The sequence below is a fragment of the uncultured Maribacter sp. genome (assembly GCF_947500405.1).
GTDB lineage: Bacteria > Bacteroidota > Bacteroidia > Flavobacteriales > Flavobacteriaceae > Maribacter_B.
Map to the genome: position 1 here is coordinate 269,407 of NZ_CANMRY010000002.1, position 22,672 is coordinate 292,078.

At 30.4% G+C, this 22,672-nt stretch carries 21 protein-coding genes; 4 read left to right on the plus strand and 17 right to left on the minus strand.

The window, feature by feature from the left end; all coding sequences use genetic code 11:
• Positions 1-109: 109 nt before the first annotated feature.
• Together Q0945_RS03360 and Q0945_RS03365 are read left to right on the plus strand one after the other, a co-directional pair.
• Positions 110-1,903 (plus strand): DUF4153 domain-containing protein, encoded by a 1,794-nt coding sequence (locus tag Q0945_RS03360; protein WP_299430771.1) that lies wholly within the window; start codon positions 110-112, stop codon positions 1,901-1,903.
• A gap of 3 nt (positions 1,904-1,906) precedes the next feature.
• A complete protein-coding gene (locus tag Q0945_RS03365; RefSeq protein WP_299430773.1) occupies positions 1,907-2,620 on the plus strand; it encodes a 3'-5' exonuclease in 714 nt (237 codons plus the stop codon).
• On the opposite strand, the gene Q0945_RS03370 is transcribed toward Q0945_RS03365, so the two are convergent.
• Both Q0945_RS03370 and Q0945_RS03375 read right to left on the minus strand, forming a co-directional pair.
• On the minus strand, positions 2,617-4,815 hold the full coding sequence (locus Q0945_RS03370) for a S8 family serine peptidase (RefSeq protein ID WP_299430775.1): 2,199 nt from the start codon (positions 4,813-4,815) through the stop codon (positions 2,617-2,619). The two genes, Q0945_RS03365 and Q0945_RS03370, sit on opposite strands and share 4 nt — an antisense overlap.
• Before the next feature lie 141 nt (positions 4,816-4,956).
• Entirely contained in the window at positions 4,957-5,916 is a 960-nt protein-coding gene (locus Q0945_RS03375; protein ID WP_299430777.1) for an endonuclease, read from the minus strand.
• Between the two features lie 93 nt (positions 5,917-6,009).
• Between Q0945_RS03375 and hflX the strand changes: the two genes are divergently transcribed.
• A complete protein-coding gene (gene hflX / locus Q0945_RS03380; protein ID WP_299430779.1) occupies positions 6,010-7,221 on the plus strand; it encodes a GTPase HflX in 1,212 nt (403 codons plus the stop codon).
• A 1,087-nt stretch (positions 7,222-8,308) separates the two neighbouring features.
• Here hflX and Q0945_RS03385 read toward each other — a convergent pair.
• The 3 genes from Q0945_RS03385 to Q0945_RS03395 form a co-directional block, all read right to left on the minus strand.
• Entirely contained in the window at positions 8,309-9,409 is a 1,101-nt protein-coding gene (locus tag Q0945_RS03385) for a hypothetical protein (protein WP_299430781.1), read from the minus strand.
• A 47-nt stretch (positions 9,410-9,456) separates the two neighbouring features.
• The gene (gene tssD / locus Q0945_RS03390) at positions 9,457-9,852 is read right to left on the minus strand and encodes a type VI secretion system tube protein TssD (protein ID WP_298481233.1); all 396 of its coding nucleotides are present in this window, start codon (positions 9,850-9,852) and stop codon (positions 9,457-9,459) included.
• A 615-nt stretch (positions 9,853-10,467) separates the two neighbouring features.
• A complete protein-coding gene (locus Q0945_RS03395; RefSeq protein ID WP_299430783.1) occupies positions 10,468-10,755 on the minus strand; it encodes a hypothetical protein in 288 nt (95 codons plus the stop codon).
• A gap of 261 nt (positions 10,756-11,016) precedes the next feature.
• Between Q0945_RS03395 and Q0945_RS03400 the strand changes: the two genes are divergently transcribed.
• The gene (locus tag Q0945_RS03400; protein ID WP_299430785.1) at positions 11,017-11,445 is read left to right on the plus strand and encodes a hypothetical protein; all 429 of its coding nucleotides are present in this window, start codon (positions 11,017-11,019) and stop codon (positions 11,443-11,445) included.
• A gap of 3 nt (positions 11,446-11,448) precedes the next feature.
• On the opposite strand, the gene Q0945_RS03405 is transcribed toward Q0945_RS03400, so the two are convergent.
• The 12 genes from Q0945_RS03405 to sufD all read right to left on the minus strand — a co-directional run bounded on the left by Q0945_RS03405 (position 11,449) and on the right by sufD (position 22,662).
• Positions 11,449-11,754, minus strand: a complete 306-nt coding sequence (locus Q0945_RS03405; protein ID WP_299430787.1) for a hypothetical protein — start codon at positions 11,752-11,754, stop codon at positions 11,449-11,451.
• A 9-nt stretch (positions 11,755-11,763) separates the two neighbouring features.
• Complete coding sequence (locus Q0945_RS03410) at positions 11,764-12,264, minus strand: hypothetical protein (RefSeq protein ID WP_299430789.1); 501 nt, start codon at positions 12,262-12,264, stop codon at positions 11,764-11,766.
• A 621-nt stretch (positions 12,265-12,885) separates the two neighbouring features.
• On the minus strand, positions 12,886-13,554 hold the full coding sequence (locus Q0945_RS03415) for a response regulator (RefSeq protein WP_299430791.1): 669 nt from the start codon (positions 13,552-13,554) through the stop codon (positions 12,886-12,888).
• A gap of 106 nt (positions 13,555-13,660) precedes the next feature.
• Entirely contained in the window at positions 13,661-14,038 is a 378-nt protein-coding gene (locus tag Q0945_RS03420) for a hypothetical protein (RefSeq protein WP_299430793.1), read from the minus strand.
• Between the two features lie 11 nt (positions 14,039-14,049).
• Positions 14,050-15,645, minus strand: coding sequence for a SprT-like domain-containing protein (locus Q0945_RS03425; protein ID WP_299430795.1), 1,596 nt, complete (start codon positions 15,643-15,645; stop codon positions 14,050-14,052).
• 16 nt (positions 15,646-15,661) lie between these two features.
• A complete protein-coding gene (locus tag Q0945_RS03430) occupies positions 15,662-17,005 on the minus strand; it encodes a tetratricopeptide repeat protein (protein ID WP_299430797.1) in 1,344 nt (447 codons plus the stop codon).
• A 756-nt stretch (positions 17,006-17,761) separates the two neighbouring features.
• Positions 17,762-18,697, minus strand: a complete 936-nt coding sequence (locus tag Q0945_RS03435; protein ID WP_299430799.1) for a DUF3078 domain-containing protein — start codon at positions 18,695-18,697, stop codon at positions 17,762-17,764.
• 73 nt (positions 18,698-18,770) lie between these two features.
• Complete coding sequence (locus Q0945_RS03440; RefSeq protein WP_299431166.1) at positions 18,771-19,277, minus strand: DUF2480 family protein; 507 nt, start codon at positions 19,275-19,277, stop codon at positions 18,771-18,773.
• A 10-nt stretch (positions 19,278-19,287) separates the two neighbouring features.
• Positions 19,288-19,620 carry an iron-sulfur cluster assembly protein gene (locus tag Q0945_RS03445; RefSeq protein ID WP_299430801.1) on the minus strand — a complete coding sequence of 111 codons (333 nt, stop codon included), beginning with the start codon at positions 19,618-19,620 and terminating at the stop codon, positions 19,288-19,290.
• 6 nt (positions 19,621-19,626) lie between these two features.
• Complete coding sequence (locus Q0945_RS03450; protein ID WP_299430803.1) at positions 19,627-20,049, minus strand: SufE family protein; 423 nt, start codon at positions 20,047-20,049, stop codon at positions 19,627-19,629.
• A gap of 75 nt (positions 20,050-20,124) precedes the next feature.
• The gene (locus Q0945_RS03455; protein WP_299430805.1) at positions 20,125-21,336 is read right to left on the minus strand and encodes a cysteine desulfurase; all 1,212 of its coding nucleotides are present in this window, start codon (positions 21,334-21,336) and stop codon (positions 20,125-20,127) included.
• A 9-nt stretch (positions 21,337-21,345) separates the two neighbouring features.
• Positions 21,346-22,662, minus strand: a complete 1,317-nt coding sequence (gene sufD, locus Q0945_RS03460; RefSeq protein WP_299430807.1) for a Fe-S cluster assembly protein SufD — start codon at positions 22,660-22,662, stop codon at positions 21,346-21,348.
• Between the last annotated feature and the right edge of the window lie 10 nt (positions 22,663-22,672).

Consider the following 22,672-nt stretch of genomic DNA (forward strand, 5'->3'; position numbering starts at 1 on the left):
ACCTAGTTTATTTACATATAAACAAACATATTTAAAACAACTGTAAACAGGGTGTTTTAAACCTAACAGTAACCGTAAATTTGTTACTGAAACCATTATTTTTAATATAATGAAAATACCATCTTTAACAGAAATTACCACTAAAGCAGAAAGTGCTTTTAAACGTTTTCCTATTACATTAGTATGGTCTATTCTAGGCTCTTTATATTGTATAAGTATTATAGGAGATTCTTCGTTAGATTTATTTGAGGACAAATCTAGTGTATTACTAACCCTAAGCTTAGGCATAAGCTGGCTAATTGGTATTCAATTTTTTGTAGAACAATTTAAGAACAAGAAAAAATGGCTCTGGTTAAAAGTAGTTGTCCTTGCTCTATTAGGTCTTTTTTACTGGTACTACCCTAGTGTATACCATTATACACAAAACCCAATATACCTTACTAGATTTTTCCTTTACCTTATTGCAGGGCATTTATTTGTGCTTTTTGCTCCATTCCTAGTTAAATGGGATAAAAATGCCTATTGGAATTACTTAAACCTAACAGGGGTAGCTATAACTAGAAGTCTGTTTTTTTCAGGTATTCTTTTCTTAGGATTAGTTTTAGCTTTAGTTGCTATTGATGCTCTTTTTGATATTACAATTAAAGGAGAAAGATACGGGCAGCTCTTTATATTTTGTATTGGTATTGTAAATACATGGATTTATTTAGCAGATTTTCCTAAAAATGTAATACAGAATACTACCATACAATTTAACAAAGCAATTGAAGTATTGGTTAAATATATATTAATACCGTTAGTTATTCTTTACCTATTAATATTATATGCATATAGTGCCAAAATTGTTATAGAATGGAAATTACCTAAAGGTTGGGTTTCCTATTTAGTAATTGCACTATCTGTTTTAGGATATGTAATTCAAATAATAATAAACCCCATTCAAAAAAATATAAAATCATGGACAATTAATAGGTTTTTTCCTTGGTTTTACTTCTTATTAATTCCGTTAAACATATTACTCTTTGTTGCTATTTTTAGGAGGATTAATGATTATGGAATTACAGAAAATAGGTATTTTGTACTAGCAATTGCTATTTGGAATGTTGCCATGATAGTATATGTATTACTTAGCAAGAAAAAAGCATTAAGAACAATCCCTATTTCTTTATTTGCAATTGCAATTTTTTCTTCCTTTGGTTTTTGGGGAGCGCATAGTGTTGCAAACGCTAGCCAAACAAGGCAATTCGAGGAAATATTTAATAAAGTAAAAGAAAATAATAATGTTGCAAGCCAATCAGAATTATACCAACTAAAATCTATTTTAACCTTTTTAGAAAAACGAAAAAAAGTAACAAACTTAAACGCTGTTACCCAATTAAATATAGAAGACTTTAGAGAAGAAAGGGAGGAAGGTAATACGGTTGGCTATTTAAACAAACACAAAATCTGGGAAAAACTTGCCATTAAAGTAGATACTAATACTGTAGATAAATTAGAGTCAAAAAATATATACTATTATAGAAATCATTACAGTAATAATAAGTTTTCTGCACCAATAGAAGATTATGATTATTTTACGTATTTAAACTATTACAACACCAATAAAACGGTGAATGCTGGAGAATATGACATAATTCTAAATATGAAGACTTTAAAGATGCATGTTACATCAAAAAAAGATAGCCTTAATACTATAGAAATTCCTATTAAAAATAAACTTAGTACGTTTATTGGACAAGGGCCAAATCTAAATAATTTAGATGCAACCAATTTTACTATAGAGATTAGTAACAATAGTATGCAAATTAAAATGTATTTATCTGAACTAAGTTTTAGAGTTTCAAATGATAAAGATATATTGTTTGATAGTTTTAAAGCTTTTCTATTCCTAAAAGAAAATTAATTTATGCTACAAAAATTAAACTTAGACTATATACTTTTCTTAGATATTGAAACTGTTCCAGAACAAGAGCATTTTGGCAATTTAGAGGACGATAAAAAGGAACTTTGGGAACAAAAATCTAGATACCAACGAAAAGATGAGTATACCGCAGAGGAATTTTACGAGCGAGCAGGTATTTGGGCAGAGTTTGGTAAAATTGTTTGTATATCTGTTGGGTATTTTAATTTCAAAGGAGATATAAGAACTTTTAGAGTTACTACTTTTCATGGGGAAGAAGCTGTTCTTTTAAAAGAATTTAAAAATTTAGTAGTTTCTCATTTCAGTGGGCCAAAACACATGTTATGCGGGCACAATGGTAAAGAGTTCGATTTTCCTTATATAGCGCGCAGAATGATAATACATGGTATTAATTTACCTTATAAACTAAATATGTTTGGCAAGAAACCATGGGAAATTGCCCATTTAGATACTATGGAATTGTGGAAATTTGGCGATTACAAACATTTTACATCACTTAAACTTATGGCAAATGTTTTAGGAATTCCATCTCCTAAAGAAGATATTGATGGCAGTATGGTTCGCGAAGTGTTTTATAAAGACAAGGATATAGATCGTATTTGCACCTATTGCGAGTTAGATGTTATTACTACAGCCCAAGTTTTTCTACGTTTACGCAATGATGAGCTTCTTGTAGATTCTGAAATTAAGCGAATTTAATCTTTATAAAATTTAGTGGTAGACATTCCTTTAGAAGAATCAATAACTAAAATATACATCCCAGAAGATAAGTTAGAAACTGGTATCCCCTCCTCTGGCACGTTACCATGTTCTACTTCTAAACCTGCTGTAGAAATTATCTGAAAGTGACTATCCTCTTCTTTCTCTCCATTTATTTTAATAATATCTGTAGAAGGGTTTGGGTAAATAGAAATACTTAAATCATGAACACTATGTGCTTCCAAAATTTCATCTAAAACCGTAGTTTCTCCATTAAAAGTAAAGGAATAGACTAAACTATATTCCGATGCCACATTTTCATTACAAAAAGTACGTAAACGCATTTCATAAGATACACCTATCTCTAAATCAGGCATTTCAAAAATATTCTCATTGGTATATTTTGTAATCCAACTAGATTCTTTAACCTCTTTATATTGTATTTCATATAACCCATCTGGAATTGCATCCCAATGTAAAAATGCTTTATCTTCATTTCCCTCTACTTTTAAATTAGCAGGAGCTGTAACACTACATTCTGTAACTGCAACACCAGAAACTATTAAAGAAAAGTTTTGTAAACCATTGGTAAGTTCTCCTTTATGGGAAATTGTAATAGTATATTCTCCACTACCGTTATTAATATCTATACGTTCAAAAGTATCTACTTTATTATCTCCTTTTTTTGCTGCTTGCGTTACGTTTGCAGCACTAAGTTTCCAAGGGTAGTAAATGCCTGAATTTTGAGAAATTCTAATATCCAAATCGTTTACTAATGCTGCTTGTGTATTATTTACAATATCTCTATTAATAAAGCTCGATGCTGGGTCTGTCCATGAAATAGATGCTAGTAGTTGCTCTCCTTCTGGTATTGTCACTGTTAAGGAATAGGTTTCTCCTTGCGATAAACTTTCTTCTATAATATAACTTTTATACTCTTTATTTAATAATACCTCTGCTGCTCTCTTTGTATTCATTACTCCCCATCCCATTTGGTAATCTGGTCCGGCCTCATTTACATCATCTGCAGTATGTAATACCAATCCTTTTAAGGTTGCTGCTTTCATAAAAGAACCATATAATTTTTCATGGTACTGTTGCAATAAAAGCATAGAACCTGTTATTCCTGGCGTTGCCATAGAAGTGCCCGTAGAAGAATTATAACTAGTATCGCTACTAGAATAAGCTGCAAAAATATTGGTTCCACTACCAGCAATATCTGGTTTTATTCTGCCATCATCTACAGGACCAAAACTACTATACGATGCTACTGATGCTTTTGTTAGATCGCCATTACTATTAATTTTGGCATCTGCAGCAGCAACTGTAATTCCATTTTTACAGGTTGCAAACCCTAAAAGCATGTCATATCCTTTACCAACTGCTTCTGCTATTGGCTGGCTATTATTACCAGACTTTTGAGCATTTCCTGCTGCAGTAACCATTAAATAATAAGGAGCGTTATACATTATATTATCCCAATCTTTAGTTACTCTTAGGTAAGAACCAAAATACCAATCTGGTACACGGTCTGTTTTTATACCGTAAGAATGGTTAGATAATAAAAGTCCGTTTGCGGCAGCTTCTGCTACTTCTATTTTATCCCTACTCCAATCGCTAGTTATTCCTGTAGCCTCAAAAGCAACTCCTTTTGCATTAGATTTTTTGCCAGATGCTAGCAAGGTTCCCATTACCATGGTTGGGTGTGTTCCTATTGTTGTGGTATTATCTGCTATGGTTACTCTAGAATCAAATTCGGTATGGGTACCACGTGCTATTCCAGCATCCCACACTCCTACTTGCATTCCTTTTCCCGTAATTCCTAAATGTAATAAACCATCTTCATAAAGAGAGTTTGCCCTAGAAGTAACACTTACATGGTCGGCAAAAGTGGTATAATATATTGGGGAACCATCTTCAGCTACATCTAACAATTCGGTAAAAGTGCCATCTTGTAATTCTTCTTTTAGTTTCCAACCATTCTGTTTTGCTAAGGTCTTTATTCTTTGTTGCTTCTTAGCATATTGGTTTTCTAACTTTGAGACAGTTTTTCTTAATTGGGTACTATTATTAGCCTTAGCAATCTTATTTTTTTGCGTTTTATTCTGAGCCGATAAAGCAACCGTACAAAGAATAAAAGAAAAACACATAGCTAATTTAAAAAGCCATAGACAAGTAGGTTGCTTATTGCTCATAAGTATATTGTAAGATTTGGACTACAAATATATTTTATAAACAAAAAAAGAGACTAAAAAACAATCGGTTTTCGATGAACTACCTATATGTTTTAATGCTTATGTTGTGAAAGTGCAAAAAAACGATGCGTAAGAATAATATTACGAATTAAATTTTAATTGTATATACACTGGAAAGTGATCGCTGTACCCTCCTATATATTTTTTACCAGCAAAAGTTCTATAAGGACTCCCTTTAAACTTACCCTTATATTCTGTTAAAAAAGTATCGTCAAAAATATCTGCATCAGAAAAACTATGGGTGTTCTTTTTATAATTAAAGAAATTATGAGAGATTATAATTTGATCAAACAAACTCCAGTTTTTCCTGTAACTAGTACTACCTCTATGGTTTGGGGAATGTAACTTCTCCATGGGGTTGTAAAGTGTAGAATCTTTTACCAAGGTTTGTATACTATCAGAGGTTGGGTTGTCATTAAAATCGCCCATTATAATATAGTTTGGGTCTATTTCTTCCTCTTCTATTGTACTCATATATTTACGCACTGTTTGTGCTGCTTCTATACGCTTATAATCTGTTTCCTTACTTCCATCTCTTCTAGACGGCCAATGATTAACAAAAATATGTACCAGTTCGCCATTTAATTTTCCCTTTACATATAAAATATCTCTAGTAGTATCTCTAACCCCTTTTAAACTATTTATAAGCAAAGGAATTGCTTCAGAATATAACACTTCAAACTTATCTTTTAAGAATAATAGCCCTGTATCTATACCGCGCTCATCTGGAGAATCATAATGCACATAATCATACCCAATATCCTTTAATGGTTCTGTTTCTACTAATTCTTTAACTACCTTTTCATTTTCTACTTCTGCAATACCTATTAATACTGGTGGTTTTTTTATAGTATCGTACCCAATTTTAGAAATTACCGTTGCTAAACGTGATAACTTTTTAGCATATCTTTTTGGCGTCCATTTCTTAAACCCTTCTGGTGTAAAATCATCATCTAACGTATGCTCTCCATCTACAGTATCAAACAAATTCTCTAAATTATAAAATGCAATTGTATATAGGTCTTGTTCTTTATCTTTCATATATTAAAGAAAAATGTAATGATTTTAAATAAGGACGATAAATTTACAAAATAGCTACATTAGATTTATGTAATTTTACACTTTATAGAATTTATGATAGAAAAGAAGACTATTGCCTATGAAAAGGCTGTTCTAATAGGCGTAATTAATAGAGAACAGAACGAAGAGAAAGTAAAGGAATATCTAGATGAACTAGAGTTTCTTACGTATACTGCTGGTGGCGAAGTATTAAAACGTTTTGTGCAAAAGATTGATGTGCCAAATCCTAAAACACTAATAGGTAGTGGTAAAATGGAAGAGATAGAAAATTATGTAGAAACTAATAAAATAGGTTCCGTAATTTTTGATGATGAACTTACTCCTGGGCAACAAAGAAATATTGAAAAACAATTACGTTGCAAAATTCTAGATCGTACCAGCTTAATATTAGACATTTTTGCACAGCGCGCCCAAACTAGTTATGCTAGAACACAAGTAGAATTAGCGCAATATGAATATTTATTACCACGATTAACTGGCCTTTGGACGCACCTAGAAAGACAAAAAGGTGGTATTGGTATGCGTGGTCCTGGAGAAACAGAGATAGAAACAGATAGGCGTATTGTTCGTGATCGTATAACCCTTCTTAAAAAGAAACTGTTAAAAATTGATAAGCAGATGGGAACTCAACGTGGTAACCGTGGTGCTTTAGTACGGGTAGCTTTAGTAGGATATACCAATGTTGGAAAATCTACCTTAATGAATGTCATTAGTAAGAGCGATGTTTTTGCGGAAAACAAACTCTTTGCCACTTTAGATACCACCGTTCGTAAAGTAGTTATAGGTAATTTACCTTTTCTTTTAAGTGATACTGTTGGTTTTATTCGTAAACTACCAACACAACTAGTAGAAAGCTTTAAAAGCACCTTAGATGAAGTCCGTGAGGCCGACTTATTATTACATGTAGTAGATATAAGCCATCCAAACTTTGAAGAGCATATAGACTCTGTTCAAAAAATATTATCAGAAATTAAAAGTGCTGATAAAAAAACCATAATGGTCTTTAATAAAATAGACCAATATGAACACCAAACAATTGATGATGATGATTTAATTACAGAAAAGACATCTAAACACTTTACCATTAAAGAGTGGAAACAAACTTGGATGCAAAAAGTTGGAGATAGAGCGCTTTTTATATCTGCCCTAAATAAAGAAAACTTAGACGAGTTTAGAAAACGCGTGTATGATGAAGTTAGAGACATTCATGTTACCCGTTTCCCGTACAACAACTTTTTATACCCAGAGCATTTAGATGAGTATTAAGGGTGTACATTAAAAGAGTCTTCAAAAACATCGCGCATAGTATAGGTAAAGTTAAATAATGCTCCTTGCTGGATTAATAACATTATTTAAATTTATAAGGTACTTTAATTGGATCAAAACCAAAGGTTTCTCTAATGGGGTTTTTAAAGTTTTCGAGGTAACCAGGAATATTATTATCTAATACATGACCATGTTTTTTTCTACTTTATAAGTCAATAATTCACCATTTTTTTAATAAGGTATTTCATAATAATCTTTTTCTAGTTCTATTCTAAGGTTTCTTTTATATGTTGACATCGAGAAAAGTAATTTTATTAAAATAATAATTATTACAGCTGAAGTCATGTGAATTGTATTTCTAAATAACCTAGATTTATTTCCTAAATTCTTAATAATTTTTTCTTTTCTTTTTTCATACACTTTATTGTTAATGAAAAATATTAGTAAGTAAAATAGAAATGGGATAATAGCTTTAGTATTCATTACATCTCTGTAATTATTAAGATATATATATATAATTAATGAACATCCATATTGCGAAACTTTGAAACCCAGAAAGCATGCTTTTTGTGTAAAAATGTGGTGTATCATAACTCCCCACTTTAATCACATTTTTGTAAAATATATATATGGAATAGTATAAATACTTCATATTATTTTAGTAATATAGATAGCATATCATCCTGATATTATTATACAGCCCACTTATTATGTTATTTAGTATTCTTTGTAGATATAGTAAGAATATCCTACTAGAAAAACCGACATAATTATATATATATAGGTTATAAAACTATATTTACTTTTTTTATACTTTGGTTGATTAAGTATTTCTAAACCTATTTTTTTAGTTTGATAGTATCTATAATTTAAAATATAAAAAATGATTTGAGATATAAAATAAACATTATTTATTTTATAATTAATGTTTGGTTTTATTACAATCATAATAATGTTAATGATTAAAAGAAAGTTATTTGTTTGGCAAAAAGATATAAAGCCTAATACAGGAATTTCTGGCACAGCATTTCCTCTTTTGCTTTTGTTGTATAGGTAGTAATATATAGAGTTAAAAAAATACATAAAGTTATTTTTGTAAATATACGGGGTTAAAACCAAAGGTTTTTCTAATGGGGTTTTTAAAATATTCTAAGTAACCAGGAATATTTTCATCTAATAAATATCCATGTGATTTCCCTGTCTCCCATCCAAGAGTCCAAGCGATACCATATATATTTCTATATCTAGAAGCTAAAATAATTGATGTAGTGTTTGAAATAGCTTCAGCTCCAGCAGCGTTATAATTTTCATTTAATAAATTTTCAACTGCTCCATAATAACCCAAAACGGAACCCGTAAAACTTGCATGTCCAGCCATTTTAGAAATAAACTTAGTAGAGTTAGCACTTTTTCTAGACAATGCAACAAAACTACTAGGAATTTTAGCTCTTGTACCTCCATTGAAACCAGTAGACCATATTTTTAGCTCTCCTTTGTAAAAAACGGCATATTTATTGGCAGGCAATCCTTTTTGGAGTTTAAATACAGAATGATCATCAAACGTAGCTATTAATCCACCCATAAGATTGGCTGTTGTAGCTAAAGTGCTAGCATTTAATCCGTTTGAAGCAACTTCCTCTTTATTCTGCTTTTTAATTACATTCTTTGCTTCTATAGGGTTTAAACTTCCCATTAAGGCTGTCCATGCTTTTTTTACTTTTTCTTCTTCTTGTGGCATTGCCGCAACTTGCTCTATGAGTTTATGAAGCTTTTTTTCTTCATATAGCTCCTCAGGAATACAAGTATTTCTTTTTTTAGCATCTTCTAGTATAGCATCTATTTTTTTTCGTTTTTTGTAATTTGGATTACTAGCTTCTAGTAAGGCATCTAAATTATCTACATAATACTGTTTCTTTAAAAACTGTATTAATACGGTTTCTAAATGGTACGAAAAAAAGTTTCTTATATAGGTGCTTATATGGCTTTTAGCTACGGGGTATAGTTGGTAATTATTTTCTATAAAAAATTTAGAGTTAGCAACTTGTATTTTTATTTCTGCCTGTAAGCTTCTTTCCGCATTAGATAAATTATGAAACATAACCGCATGTTTTATTACCCTTGCTACCATATTTTGTAGTGTTCTATATAAATATGCATCTATTTGGTTTTTTTCTAATATATTTTTCATAGTATACTGGTTAAGATACTCGGTATTAAACCAAGAAAAAGGTTATACTAAGCCATAGGCCAATTGTTTTTGTGTTTTTCATCGCCAATACTTAAATCTTTTGCACTTATTACTATAGATATGGTAAAGGGTCTTATTCCTTCATCATCAAAATTTTCGTTGTATTTTATGCAAAATGCATTCTCAAAATATATGGTGCGTAAAATTCCACTAAGATTATCATTATAAAAAATTACTTTTCCGTTTTTAGTACCCGTTTCAGAAAGTGCCCATCGTATAATTTCCATGGTAAGATCGCTCATCTCCAGGGTTAAAGAAATTTTTCCTGCAGTTGGTGTTGCTGTTGGTCTACCAGTAATATCTGCTTGTTGGTCCACATCTATCATATAATTTAAGACTGTAATAACTTTACCATCTAGTTCTAGCTTGGCTTTAAAAGACATATTTAATTTTTGTTAAAGGTTTGTTTGTATATTATAATGAGGGAAGATTGCTTATTTTATAAATGCAATATAGAATATTTATTGTAGGAAAAATGAAGCGTGGATAAGAAAATTAATGCATTTCATCGAAAAGAAGGATTTAGAATGTTTAAAAAATTTATGATCCTAAAACTGCATTTTACAATATATAAGATTCTACCTTACATTTTCTAAAATACTAGTAAACTGCCTAAAAGTAAGTCGACGAGAGTATTAATATGAAACTCATTTTTATTTTTATTATTAAGATAAAAATAATCCAAAAAGTGTAGTTCATCGAAGAAAGAATACCACTCATATTTTTCACAACATTATAGTGCTACTTCACAACATAAATTGTTCTAAATCTTACCTTTCGTAGTATCTTTGAAGTGTAATTAAGATATAGTGTTTACCCAAATAAACACCAGAACTTAACCCAAAATGTTAACGTGTCTTTTCCCCAAAATTAGATACCTAACCTAAAAAAATAGTACCGAAGTATATGAGCTCGATTATCGAGTAAAATCGGACCCAAATTTTACAGAATACCTACTTACAAAAAAACTAGCCCTTTCCCAAAAGGGCTTTTATATTTTAGATACCTACAGAAGCAGTAGCTATATTTAAATCTTCATTTAAACAATACTTCCATTTTACAAATAAATCTATACCACCAATTACATCATGGTTCTGAAATAAGTCCCCAAGTTTTTGATCACGCAAAAAAGTAAAATAAAAGGGTGCTTGTAGGTTCCAAGGCATTTTTTCAATAGGCATAATACTGCCAGATTTAGCCTTAAAATAAAGATTGGAATTCTTGTCTAAAAATAATTTTAATTCTAAATCATCTAAATTATAAATCTCGAAAAACTCTAGACTCATGCTCGGTGCTTTATAAATTATACTTGTTATTTAGTAATTAAAAGCCAACCCTATCCATATCCTAATATAAATAATTAATTTGCATGGTATCTATTTAAAAATCACTTTTTTAAATAAGTGTTAATTAGATATGGATTTATAATGGATTGTAGCTTAAAATATTTTACTTATCTTTTGTTACTTTTTAAGTAAAAATACTAAAAATAGTCCATTGTTGTACATAAAAGTACATTTTTTTGAAATAAAGTCTTACAAAAATTTATGAATGCCAAAGAAATAATAGAGTTTTTACTTTCTGAGTTTAAGACAGATAAAGCAGGACTTGCCACCATTTTAAACGTGCATAAATCTACTATAAGTAATATTAGTAAAGGCTACACTAAGAAAATATCTTCTAAAATTGCCCAAACAGTAACCGCTTTTAGGCCAGATATAAATTATGAATTCATTGTAGGAAATAGTGAAGACAAATATATTGCCAACCCAAAAAACAATGTATCAAGACAAACATGTTTACATACCCGAGGAAAAAATATAATTACCGTTGCAGAAATATCTACATTTATTCTTCACAATATAGAAGCATTTGAGGAAAATGAAATATTTAAAATTTATAAGAATTCAATAATCAATCAAGCCAAGGTAGACCTATTACAAGAACAATTACTTCTAAAAAACTCTATAAAATAATACTTAAACTCCTTTTAAAATTCTATTAACATCCTTTTCCGTTACTTGATCAATTCCTATATCATGTAATAAGGTTACTATTTTAAGACTTTTAATTCGTTTTTTTGCCTCTTCATTCCTAGTATTTATCTCTTTTAATTTTTTATTAGTAAACAGGCTTTTTAGATATCCTTTTTCGTTGTCTGTTTCATCTCTTTCATTAAATTTATCTATTATAGTACTAAGTACAATAATGGCTTCTTCCACAGATAAATCGCCACCACTAAGTTTATGGCGTACTTCTTTAATTTGGATAATTAGATCTTGCATAGTAGGGTTTTAATTTTCAGATACTGTTTTGGCTTTTAATATATGTAGAATTTCTTGTGCCTCTTGTTGAAATTCTCTTTTAAGTGCTAACTGGTTTTTACGCCATCTAGATATATTCTTAATAAGCATTGTTAATACTATAAATAGAATACAAGAACCAATAGCAAATACATGTAATAAAACATTATCAATTTTCATATCAGGTCTAAAAACCCAAATAATCTGAATCGTGTAACAATAAATCGGTATAAGATAAGAAGAAGAATAAGGTTTTAAATGAAAGCCAATAATCATTATTAAAGGCACTAAAGATTGCATAAAAACCCAAATAAAGGTATGATAATCAGAAAACCCATATGTATTATCACCTTCAATTTCAAGAAAAAGTAAAACCTTATCTAGATAAAGAAGCAACCCAGATAAGGCAATAAATAAAGATCCTATTACTCTATTAGTCACTTCCTTGATCCCCAGCTCTTTCCATCGTTCTCCTGTCAATACTTTGCTCATACAATGTTTCCGTTTCTGCGGTACTGTTCTTTGTACAAGAACTTACAAATGCTACCATAAATACTACCGCGATTACTGCTAAAAAAATTTTTGTTGTTTTCATAATTACATGCTTTTTAAATTATTTATGCATGTAAATTACAAAACCTACTCCAAAAGTAAGAAATTAGCAAGTTATAATTTGTAGGATTTTCCCTCATATTTATGCTGCCTGCCTGTTTAAGTCTTTTTTAAATAAAAAAACGATAATTTATCTATTATGTACAATAAATAACAAGCGGTTATGTGAGTCTTATATATATAGGTAATGCAGTTCATCGAAGAAAGAATACCACTCGTATTTTTCACAACAGTATAGTTCTACTTCACAACATAAATTGTTCTAAATCTTAAGAGCTGTAGTATCTTTGAAGTGTAATTAAGATATAGTGTTTTCCCGATAGTTGTCGGGACCAAATAAACACCAGAACTTAACCCAAAATGTTAACGTGTCTTTTCCCCAAAAAAGGATACTTAACCTAAAAAAAATTTCCAGATTAAATTCTGGTCCAAATTTTACAGAATACCTACTTAACTAAAGAATTGGCCCTTTCCCAAAAGGGCTTTTTTTATGCTCTAAGGTTACACTAAATTGTATTCTGAAGCTTTCTCTAGAATAAACTGAACATTAGCCTTCTTTAATCCTAATTTTTCAGCAATTTTTCTTTTTCTTCTTTCTATCCCTGATAAAGATAAAGGAACATATTTTGACAAATTATTTAATTGCGCACCGTTAGATAAATGGAATAATATTTCTCTGTCAATATCATCTAGACTTGATTTAGACTGCATTTCATTTTTTATAAAACTTAAAACACTTTCTGTATATCTATTTTTATTTTGTAATATTAGCAACAAATCCTTTTTAAAAGTATCATAATTAATCTCCGATTTAATCATAAAACCTTCTGGGCTAATTTTTTTAAACACCTTATAAAACATATAATTATCTACTACAGAAGTAACAAATATAATTTTAGTATCTAAACTCCGTTGTCTTATTTGCTGCCCTAAATAATCTCCACAAATTAATGAAGCCTTTTTAACATCTCTTAAACGTATATCTATAATAGCAATAGTATAAGGGTTATTATTTAAAATTATTAATTCCTTTGCTTTATCTAAAGTATTACAAACATCTATTTTAAAATCAAAATTCTTATTTACCTCCTTAATTTGCTTAAAAACAAGTTTATATGCATCACAAAGAAAAGGTTCGTCTTCTACAATTAACACTTTTCTACTACTCATAAATTACGTAATTTAAAAGAACTTAAATATAGGAAACGATAACCAGAGTATTTGCGGGATTTACCATCGTTTTTCTAGTATTATCTTAAAAGCTATACTATATGTTTTAGTCTACTATTGAAAAAATTGGGTTTATGGGAGTAACAGTATGAAAATCTTTCTGATTTTTTATTAGATAAAAATTATATTTCTCATAATTGTGAGGCGATATTTTAATTAAAAAGTATTTTAGGGAATCTAAACTAATTACAGTATGTTTTGGGTTAAAAAAATCACCATTTTTAATTATGGATTTAGATTTTTGTTCTAATTCGATAAATTCATCTTCATATATTTTCAATGATAGTGGTAAAGAAGTGTTATATTCATTTTTTACAAAAACATCCTTTTTTGGTTTAATTATCTCCAATAAATTATCAAAATTTAATAAAACAAAAATTAGTATAACTAAAACTCCAACAAGGGTCATATATCTATATTTCATAATCTTATATTTTATTTACAATCTAGTCCTTTAGCTCTTGCCTTTTTAATTGCTTTATCTGAATTAGTCCTTTGATTACGATCCGTTTCATTACTTAAACCTATCCAAGCTATATCTAAATAATAAGAAAAATCTTCGGAGTATCCATCAAACATTTGTAATCCTTTTGCTATAGGAATAACATATTTATCACGCATAATTGAATGCTGTAATATATTATTACTTATATTGCCATCTTCATCTTTAGATTTTTCTATATAATTTTTAAACAAATCTATGAAAGATTCCTTTCCATCCCCAAAAGCTTCTTTTAGTAGTAATGCATGTATTGATTCATGTAAAATTGTTCTTGCTATTTCAATAGTGGATCTAGACTCTATGTAATCCTCATTTATTGTAATTTTATAACTTCTATTAGTCAGTTTAGTTGTTTTTCCATACTTAGTTCTACCTAAACTACCAAGTTCATAAGATAAATTATAATTCTTAAAGTTAAACTCATCATTGAATGATATATATGTCTGTTGAATTATTCCTAACGAAGTAATATTAGTTTTCTGAAGTTTCTCATAAACACACTTTGCTTTACCAGTAAGCTTAGAATCATCAACTTTATATAAAATATCATCCATATGCTCCTGAATAATTTGTTCTCTCCTTTGTTTATATTTTCCACAATAATCTGCGCCTAAGTACCCTCCTCTAGGGTGTCTTGGACGTCCACGTTGGCAATCTGAATCAAAATCTGGTGCAAATATTCTAGCATCTAAAGAGACTGGAGTGGCTTTTTTCTTTCCTCTTTCTAATAATGTTTTATTACTCCAAAAAGGTGGTATTTTATACTGGTCTAGCGGTACAGCAAGTGGCCCTTGAGACTTAAACCTATTTTTATACTGAGTTAAATAGGCGGTCATTAAAAAAACTTTATCTTGGAGTCCCCTACTGTTATAATGGCTAATATGCTTATTTACCATTTCGGTAGTAAGTACATTATTTTCATTTATCCTATATACCCCCTGTGCCCATGATTTATGTAAAGCTGACTCATGCTCTGTTCTAGAAAAAATTTTGTAGGCATTACTCTGTGTATTCCTCCAATTATTACTTAAAATAAGTTCATTGGTATATTTCTCTTGTTCTTTATCTAAAGCTACAGATTTTTTGCTATGGCTACCAGCTACATAATCTATGCTATTATTTAACCTTAAAAGATTCTCCTCATAGCTTTTAAAAAATGCTTTCTGTGCATCTTTAAACGTTGTATGGTGGGTAAATAATTGCTGGTTTATTTCGTCTTTAAAATTATTTTCTTGCTCTCTAAGCCAGCGCTCTACTTTAGCTCGCTCTGCCCTATTTATAGCATTTTGCATAGCTAAAAGCCCAGCCATATTATTATAGGTTATTGTATAATTAAAGGGTGCTACTTCTGTACAACATCTTGTATAACCGCTACGTATTATGGGGCTATACCTATATAAATGTATACTTTCTTTCTGGTAACGATGGTGTCTTAAAGGTTTATACTGTCTATACTGCGATTGTACTTTTTGGATGCCAAATACTGAAAATAAAATGGCAAAAACTGTTCCTATTATTGTATTTTTCATTTTCTACAGTTTTATATTACTTTCTTATAACTATACGTGAATACCTGTTTTTTCCTACGCTCATCTTAATAACATACAGGCCTTTATTTAAGGTATTAAGCTCCTCTAATGTTACCATACGCTCTCCTTTTTTTTGGGTTCTATTCTTTGTTTTTAATATTCTTGAGGGATGGTAATAATCTGCTAATTGTATCGTAACATCTGCATCCTCCTCTAAGGTATAGTGAACTAATAGATCTTGCTCAAAAGGGTTAGGGTATACTTTTATAAAATGTTCTTTTTGTTCTGCAAGTGCCTTACGTATTTTTTGACTTAATTCTTGTTCACTTCTTTGCAGTATTAGTTTACTTGGTGGCCCTGGTTCTTTCCAATTTTCTATGGTAGTTTCTAATTTCCCAGACATATATGCCAAACCATTTACATTAGAAGTTTTGTATTTAAAAGAAGTTAAACGGTAATCTAACGTTAGCTCCTCTGGCCAATCTGTATATCTTTTTCTAAGCATTACGCTCATTTCTGGAAATATTAGCTCTTCCTTATTTTGTATAACATTCCCTATAAATTCATTACCGTCTAGAAGTACTTTTGCATTTAAAATTCCTGTTCCAGAATCTAAAATCTCTATAGATATTGGTATACTCCGCATAACCTTTTTTCCCGAAAAGTCCATTATTTCCCAATCTCCATACCATTGCCCTAATATTTCTCCCGAAGTATCTTTATAATTATCTGTAGTGGTAGTATTTATACTAACTTTTGTCTCCTCTACATTTTTACTACTACGTATGGTGTCTAATTTAATTTCTATTTGTGGGTTATCTTTTTCATACTGCCATTGCGACAAAAGAACTTCACTATTTATTATAGTGTTTTCTTTAAGCAACTGCATTCCTTTTTCTTTATTAGCTGGTACTCCCAGACCATAATAATGACATTTGGCCAACCAATGTTTTGCCATAGGATACGTACTTTTACGAAACCAATTAATTGCTTTTTTATAATCTTGCTTAATAGTTCCTAAACCTTTTAAGTACATATAACCCATAGAGTATGCTGCTTTTTCATTACCAAGCGTATACGCTTTTTTAAACTGCTTACGGGCTTTATTAAAATTTAAGTGAGTTCCTATACCGTCTTTATACAATACTCCCAACAAACATAGTGCTTGGGCATTGTCTTCTTTAGCTATTTTTTTTACTTTTTTAAATGCCTTTTTAAATTGTTTACGGGGTATAGTATCGCTATATATATAGCTCTCTATGTTTTTTAGTGTTTCTGTGTTTTCAAATACATTATCTTGAGAGTACCCTATAAAATGTACTACAAAAAGAAATAGAATAAGAGTAGTTACTTTTTTCATTTTAATATTTTTATATTCTGGAGTTAGCCATAGGACAAAACTGCATAACTAATATTAAATTATAGAAAAAACACCCTTACAATAAGTAAGGATTTACCCTTACTTTCGATAAAGTGCACAGCAACAATTTTAAAATAAATGAATTATTAAATTTAATTTTGAGTATTAATTCTACAGTTCATCGAAGAAAGAATACCACTCGTATTTTTCACAACAGTATAGTTCTACTTCACAACATAAATTGTTCTAAATCTTAAGAGCTGTAGTATCTTTGAAGTGTAATTAAGATATAGTGTTTTCCCGATAGTTGTCGGGACCAAATAAACACCAGAACTTAACCCAAAATGTTAACGTGTCTTTTCCCCAAAAAAGGATACTTAACCTAAAAAAATTTCCAGATTAAATTCTGGCCCAAATTTTACAGAATACCTACTTACTAAAAAACTGGCCCTTTCCCAAAAGGGCTTTTTTATTTATAAAAACTAAACTTTACAACCATACTTTAACAGCTTTTACAACAAAAAATAATTGTTTTACAACAAAACTTTCTGTAGCATAAATATGCTTATTAGATTGTCTGGGTATTTTTAAAGAAGCGTCCTAAATAACAGCTTTACTTTTTTGATACTTAAGTTTAGCCTATTACTATAAACACTGTTATATTATTAAATGACTGTGTATAAAGAAAAGTCCTACTTAACAAAAAAAGCCCTCATAAAAAGAGGGCTTTCTATATATTATATAATACCGTATGTCTTAGAAAGCGTAATTAAGACCAAATAACCAATACGATTGTGTTTTATTATCAATAGAATCAAAAGTTGGTTGAGGATCCGTAGCTGCAACTTTACTAACAGCATTGTTTAAAGCCTCTTGCTTATTGCCTCTTAAGCCAAACTCAAACCCTAAACCTATACCTTTCCATAATGTATAACCAAAAGAGTTAATCCATGTCCAGTTAGATAAATCTCCACTCTTATAACTTTGGAAAGTAGAAAAGTTAGTTTTAAAATTTACTGCTCCTAATTGTCTTGTATAATCTACTAGTATTTTAGCTCCTAAAGAAGAATCAAAAACAGCATCATTATCTGCAAACACAAAGTTATAGTTTAAAGGATGTATAACCACTACCATATCTTTTATTGGAGTCCATGTAGCACCAACACCTACATCTAAATAACCAGGATCATTAAAATTATTTAAAACTGTAGTTCTATATTCTCCTAAAGCAGAAATTGCAAATTTATCGCTTAATTTACGACCATATAAAGAAGAGATTGTAAAAACATCTGTTGCTTCTTTAAATCCGTCCTGTTGATTTTCTGGTAAATTTTGATCATCTAATTTTACCCATCCAATATTAATGTTTCCATTATTTCTCCAGAAGAATTTTTCACGATCTAAGTTTGCAAACCCATTAACAGTAACTCCTATATTTCCAGAAGAGTTATCTGGTAAAGCTTGTGAATACCAGTTACTAAATCCAGATAAATTAGCTCCTATAGTTCCAAAAGCTCCTTTTTTCCATCCTGGAAAAGCGTCTATTTTCCCTTGTAAAGCATCTACTCTACCTTGGATAGCTGCAACTGAATCTTTCTTTAAAGCTTGTTCTGCCTTTAATTCATCAATCGTTTGGGCATAACCTGCAGATAATGTAAATACTGCTACCAAAGTAAAAACTAGTTTTTTCATAATTGTAATGTTTAGTGTTTTTTAAATTTAGAAACGCAAAAGTAATAAATGTCACTTATTAAAGTGAAAAAAATTATTTCTTCTTGTATAGAGGTACTGACGAACAAGCCTCTCCATACATAATGCTCTTAGCAACATTTTGTAACTTAATTGTAGCCCATACATAAGCATTTGAAGGTACTGGTTTATTACTACAACCTTTGATAATCACTGGCTTATCTTTATAAGCTGAAACATCTAAATCTTCTATCATTAGCCTATATAATAATGTATTCAACTCATCTAAATTACCTTGTATAACCATTGCCACAAAAGGTTCTAATTTTGTTGCAATTAACATATATGCCCAACCAGGAATAATAGCATCTGTACTACAGTTGACAGCAACATATGCATCTTTATACTGCTCCCAATTATGTTCTTTAATACTATTTCTAAAGTCTTTTTCTTTAAGAATAAAGCCTTCGTATAACCATTCACTAATATCTAGAATCATCCTTTTTCCTTCTGGATAATAGTCTTCTAGATTAAATGTCATTAACTGACTTTCGGCTACCTTATTCCTGATTTCACCTTCCATCATCGGAAAATTAAAGTAAACCTATTTCTAATTTAGCCTCTTCGCTCATTAAATCTTGTGTCCAAGGCGGATCAAAAGTAATTTCTACAATAGCTCCTTTAACCTCATTAATAGACTTTACTTTTTCTTCTATTTCTACTGGTAAAGATTCTGCCACAGGACAGTTAGGAGAAGTAAGGGTCATTAATATTTTAACCTCATTATCTTCATTTACAAATACATCATAAATTAACCCTAATTCATAAATGTCTACAGGAATTTCTGGATCATAAATAGTTTTTAATACGTTAACTATTTTTTCTCCTAAATCCTTTGTTTCTATATTGTCTGCCGTTTCGCTCATAATATTCTATTTTAGTTGTGTTTGGTATGCTACAGCATATAGTTTTATCTGCTTAATCATACTAACCAATCCATTTGCTCTGGTAGGAGACAAATGTTCTTTTAAACCAATTTCATCAATAAAATTGGTATTTGCATCAATAATATCTTGTGGTTTTTGATTACTAAAAACACGTATTAATATAGCAATTATTCCTTTAGTAATTATCGCATCACTGTCTGCAGTAAAAACGAGTTTATCTTCTTGTAGTTTAGCATGCACCCAAACCTTACTTTGACAACCTTTTATTATATGGTCGTCTGTTTTATATTCTTCTTCAATTAAAGGTAAAGATTTACCCAAGTCTATCATATATTCATAGCGCTGCATCCAATCCTCGAACATGGAGAACTCATCTATAATTTCTTCCTGGATTTTTTCAATTGTCATACCCTTATTTTTTTACAAAAGTACGATAGGTTTCTTTGGGATTCAAACCTTTAGGAAAATGATAACGATTATGGATTATAAAAGCATATTTCTAGCTCTTTCTACACCCATTACAAGCGCATCTATCTCCTCTTTAGTATTATAAAAGCTAAAGCTGGCTCTTACCGTTCCTGGTATGTTAAAAAATTCCATTATTGGCTGTGCACAATGGTGCCCTGTACGTACTGCAATTCCCAACTTATCTAGAATAGAACCAATATCATACGGATGCAAACCTTCTATATTAAAAGAAATTACTGCCGTTTTATTTGTTGCTGTTCCGTAGATTTTTAGTCCGTCTATAGTTAAAAGCTTTTCTGTAGCATATTCCAGAAGTTCTTCTTCGTATGTAGCAATATCTTTAAAGCCTATAACATTCATATAGTCTAATGCTGCAGCAAATGCAATACCGCCACAAATATTTGGCGTACCAGCCTCAAATTTATGTGGTAAATCTGCATAGGTAGTTTTTTCAAAAGTAACTTCGGCAATCATTTCTCCTCCTCCTTGGTATGGTGGTAATTTTTTTAACCACTCCTCTTTACCATAAAGCATACCTGCTCCTGTTGGCCCACAAACCTTATGCGCAGAAACCGTATAAAAATCAACATCTAATGCCTGCATATCTGCTTTTATATGTGGTGCTGCTTGTGCACCATCTATTAAAACAGCTGCGCCTACTTTATGCGCTTCTTGTATTATTGTCTCAACAGGGTTTACTGTCCCTAATGCATTAGATACATGGTTACAAAAAACTAATTTCGTTTTGTTTGTTAGTAATTCCTTATAGGTTTCCATTACCAACTCGCCCTCCAAATTCATTGGAATAACTTTAAGAATTGCTCCTGTGCGTTCACAAAGCATTTGCCATGGAACAATATTAGAATGATGTTCTAAAGCGGATACAACAATCTCATCTCCAACAGATAAAAAAGCACCAAACCCATTTGCAACCATATTAATACTGTGCGTAGTTCCTGAAGTAAAAATTACCTCGTGCGACTTAGCAATATTAAAGTGTTTTTGAATAGTAACGCGAGCTTGCTCATACTTATCTGTAGCCTCTTGTGATAAGGCATGTACACCTCTATGAATATTGGCGTTATAATTCTGGTAATAATCTACAATAACATCTATAACCTGTTGTGGTGTTTGGGATGTTGCTGCATTATCAAAATACACCAATGGTTTTCCATTTACTTCTCTATGAAGTATTGGAAAGTCTTTACGAATTGCGGTTATATTCATATTATTAGACTACAAATCAAAACCTAAACTAACTCCTAATTTATTAGCTATCAGCGCATTAATTCTTGATTTAAGCTCTGGGATACGTACACTTTCTAATACATTGTTCGCAAAGGCATACATTAACAAAGCTCTAGCTTCTTTTAAAGGAATACCTCTAGATTGTAAGTAGAATAATGCATCTTCATCTAACTGGCCAATGGTACAACCGTGAGAACATTTAACATCATCTGCAAAAATTTCTAACTGTGGTTTTGTATTTATTGTAGCTTTATCGCTTATAAGAATATTGTTGTTTTGCTGAAAAGCATTCGTCTTTTGGGCAATTTTATCTACAATTATTTTACCATTAAATACCCCTGTAGAGCTTTCTCCGTAAATACCTTTATAATCTTGGTGACTTTCACAATTAGGCTCTATATGATGCACTAAAGTATGATGGTCTACGTGCTGCTTTTCTCCTAAAATGGTAACCCCTTTCATAATAGAGTCTATATACTCCCCATTCTGATAAAAGTTAAGGTTATTACGAGTTAATTTACCTCCAAAAGAAAAGGTATGCACCTTAACTACGCTTTTATTTTTTTGATCTATGTAGGTGTTATCTATTAAAGATGCTCCAGCTGTATCATTTTGAAGCTTGTAAATATCTACAATTGCATTGTCTGCAGCAAAGATTTCTGTTACAGCATTTGTAAGTACATTATTGCTTGTTAAGCTTTGGTGCCTTTCTATAATTTGAACCTCAGCATTTTCCTCTACAATAATTAAATTTCTTGGTTGTAGCATTAAAGAAGCTTCATTTCCTGTTGCGAAATGTAAAATCTCAATAGGCTTCTTAGGCATCTTATTTTTAGGAATATAAATATATGCTCCTTCTCTACTAAATGCCGTGTTTAATGTTGTTAAAGACTCCTCTTTAGACGCAACTTTATTAAAATAAACATCTATAACTGGCTTATACATATCTTTTGTTAAAGCCGAACTCATTAAGCAAATATCTACACCATCATGTGTGGTTTCAGATAAATAGGAGCTGTAAATACCATCTACAAAAACAATTTTATAAGTATCTATCTCATGTAAAAAATATTGTTTTACGTCATTATACTCTATAGTATTCTCTGTTTTAGGAAAAATACTAAAATCTATTTTACGTAAACTATTTAAAGAAGTATACTTCCAAGCTTCTTCCTTTTTTGTTGGGAAACCTTTGGTTTCAAAATTTTTAATAGCTTCCGTACGAATATCGTGAACAGGATTCTCCACATCTACATTATTCTCAAATGCCATAAAGGAAGAAACTAGCTTATCTTTTAATTCCATTTTTTTCTAG

Excerpts from the sequence above, each read along its gene's own strand:
- Q0945_RS03440 (WP_299431166.1), bottom strand. The coding sequence starts at position 19,277 with ATGGAAGGTGAAATCAGGAATAAGGTAGCCGAAAGTCAGTTAATGACA.
- Q0945_RS03415 (WP_299430791.1), bottom strand. The coding sequence starts at position 13,554 with ATGAGTAGTAGAAAAGTGTTAATTGTAGAAGACGAACCTTTTCTTTGT.
- Q0945_RS03360 (WP_299430771.1), top strand. The coding sequence starts at position 110 with ATGAAAATACCATCTTTAACAGAAATTACCACTAAAGCAGAAAGTGCT.
- Q0945_RS03395 (WP_299430783.1), bottom strand. The coding sequence starts at position 10,755 with ATGAGTCTAGAGTTTTTCGAGATTTATAATTTAGATGATTTAGAATTA.
- Q0945_RS03385 (WP_299430781.1), bottom strand. The coding sequence starts at position 9,409 with ATGAAAAATATATTAGAAAAAAACCAAATAGATGCATATTTATATAGA.
- Q0945_RS03400 (WP_299430785.1), top strand. The coding sequence starts at position 11,017 with ATGAATGCCAAAGAAATAATAGAGTTTTTACTTTCTGAGTTTAAGACA.
- Q0945_RS03435 (WP_299430799.1), bottom strand. The coding sequence starts at position 18,697 with ATGAAAAAACTAGTTTTTACTTTGGTAGCAGTATTTACATTATCTGCA.
- sufD (WP_299430807.1), bottom strand. The coding sequence starts at position 22,662 with ATGGAATTAAAAGATAAGCTAGTTTCTTCCTTTATGGCATTTGAGAAT.
- tssD (WP_298481233.1), bottom strand. The coding sequence starts at position 9,852 with ATGTCTTTTAAAGCCAAGCTAGAACTAGATGGTAAAGTTATTACAGTC.
- hflX (WP_299430779.1), top strand. The coding sequence starts at position 6,010 with ATGATAGAAAAGAAGACTATTGCCTATGAAAAGGCTGTTCTAATAGGC.
- Q0945_RS03370 (WP_299430775.1), bottom strand. The coding sequence starts at position 4,815 with ATGAGCAATAAGCAACCTACTTGTCTATGGCTTTTTAAATTAGCTATG.
- Q0945_RS03405 (WP_299430787.1), bottom strand. The coding sequence starts at position 11,754 with ATGCAAGATCTAATTATCCAAATTAAAGAAGTACGCCATAAACTTAGT.
- Q0945_RS03410 (WP_299430789.1), bottom strand. The coding sequence starts at position 12,264 with ATGAGCAAAGTATTGACAGGAGAACGATGGAAAGAGCTGGGGATCAAG.
- Q0945_RS03445 (WP_299430801.1), bottom strand. The coding sequence starts at position 19,620 with ATGAGCGAAACGGCAGACAATATAGAAACAAAGGATTTAGGAGAAAAA.
- Q0945_RS03455 (WP_299430805.1), bottom strand. The coding sequence starts at position 21,336 with ATGAATATAACCGCAATTCGTAAAGACTTTCCAATACTTCATAGAGAA.
- Q0945_RS03450 (WP_299430803.1), bottom strand. The coding sequence starts at position 20,049 with ATGACAATTGAAAAAATCCAGGAAGAAATTATAGATGAGTTCTCCATG.
- Q0945_RS03420 (WP_299430793.1), bottom strand. The coding sequence starts at position 14,038 with ATGAAATATAGATATATGACCCTTGTTGGAGTTTTAGTTATACTAATT.
- Q0945_RS03430 (WP_299430797.1), bottom strand. The coding sequence starts at position 17,005 with ATGAAAAAAGTAACTACTCTTATTCTATTTCTTTTTGTAGTACATTTT.
- Q0945_RS03425 (WP_299430795.1), bottom strand. The coding sequence starts at position 15,645 with ATGAAAAATACAATAATAGGAACAGTTTTTGCCATTTTATTTTCAGTA.
- Q0945_RS03365 (WP_299430773.1), top strand. The coding sequence starts at position 1,907 with ATGCTACAAAAATTAAACTTAGACTATATACTTTTCTTAGATATTGAA.
- Q0945_RS03375 (WP_299430777.1), bottom strand. The coding sequence starts at position 5,916 with ATGAAAGATAAAGAACAAGACCTATATACAATTGCATTTTATAATTTA.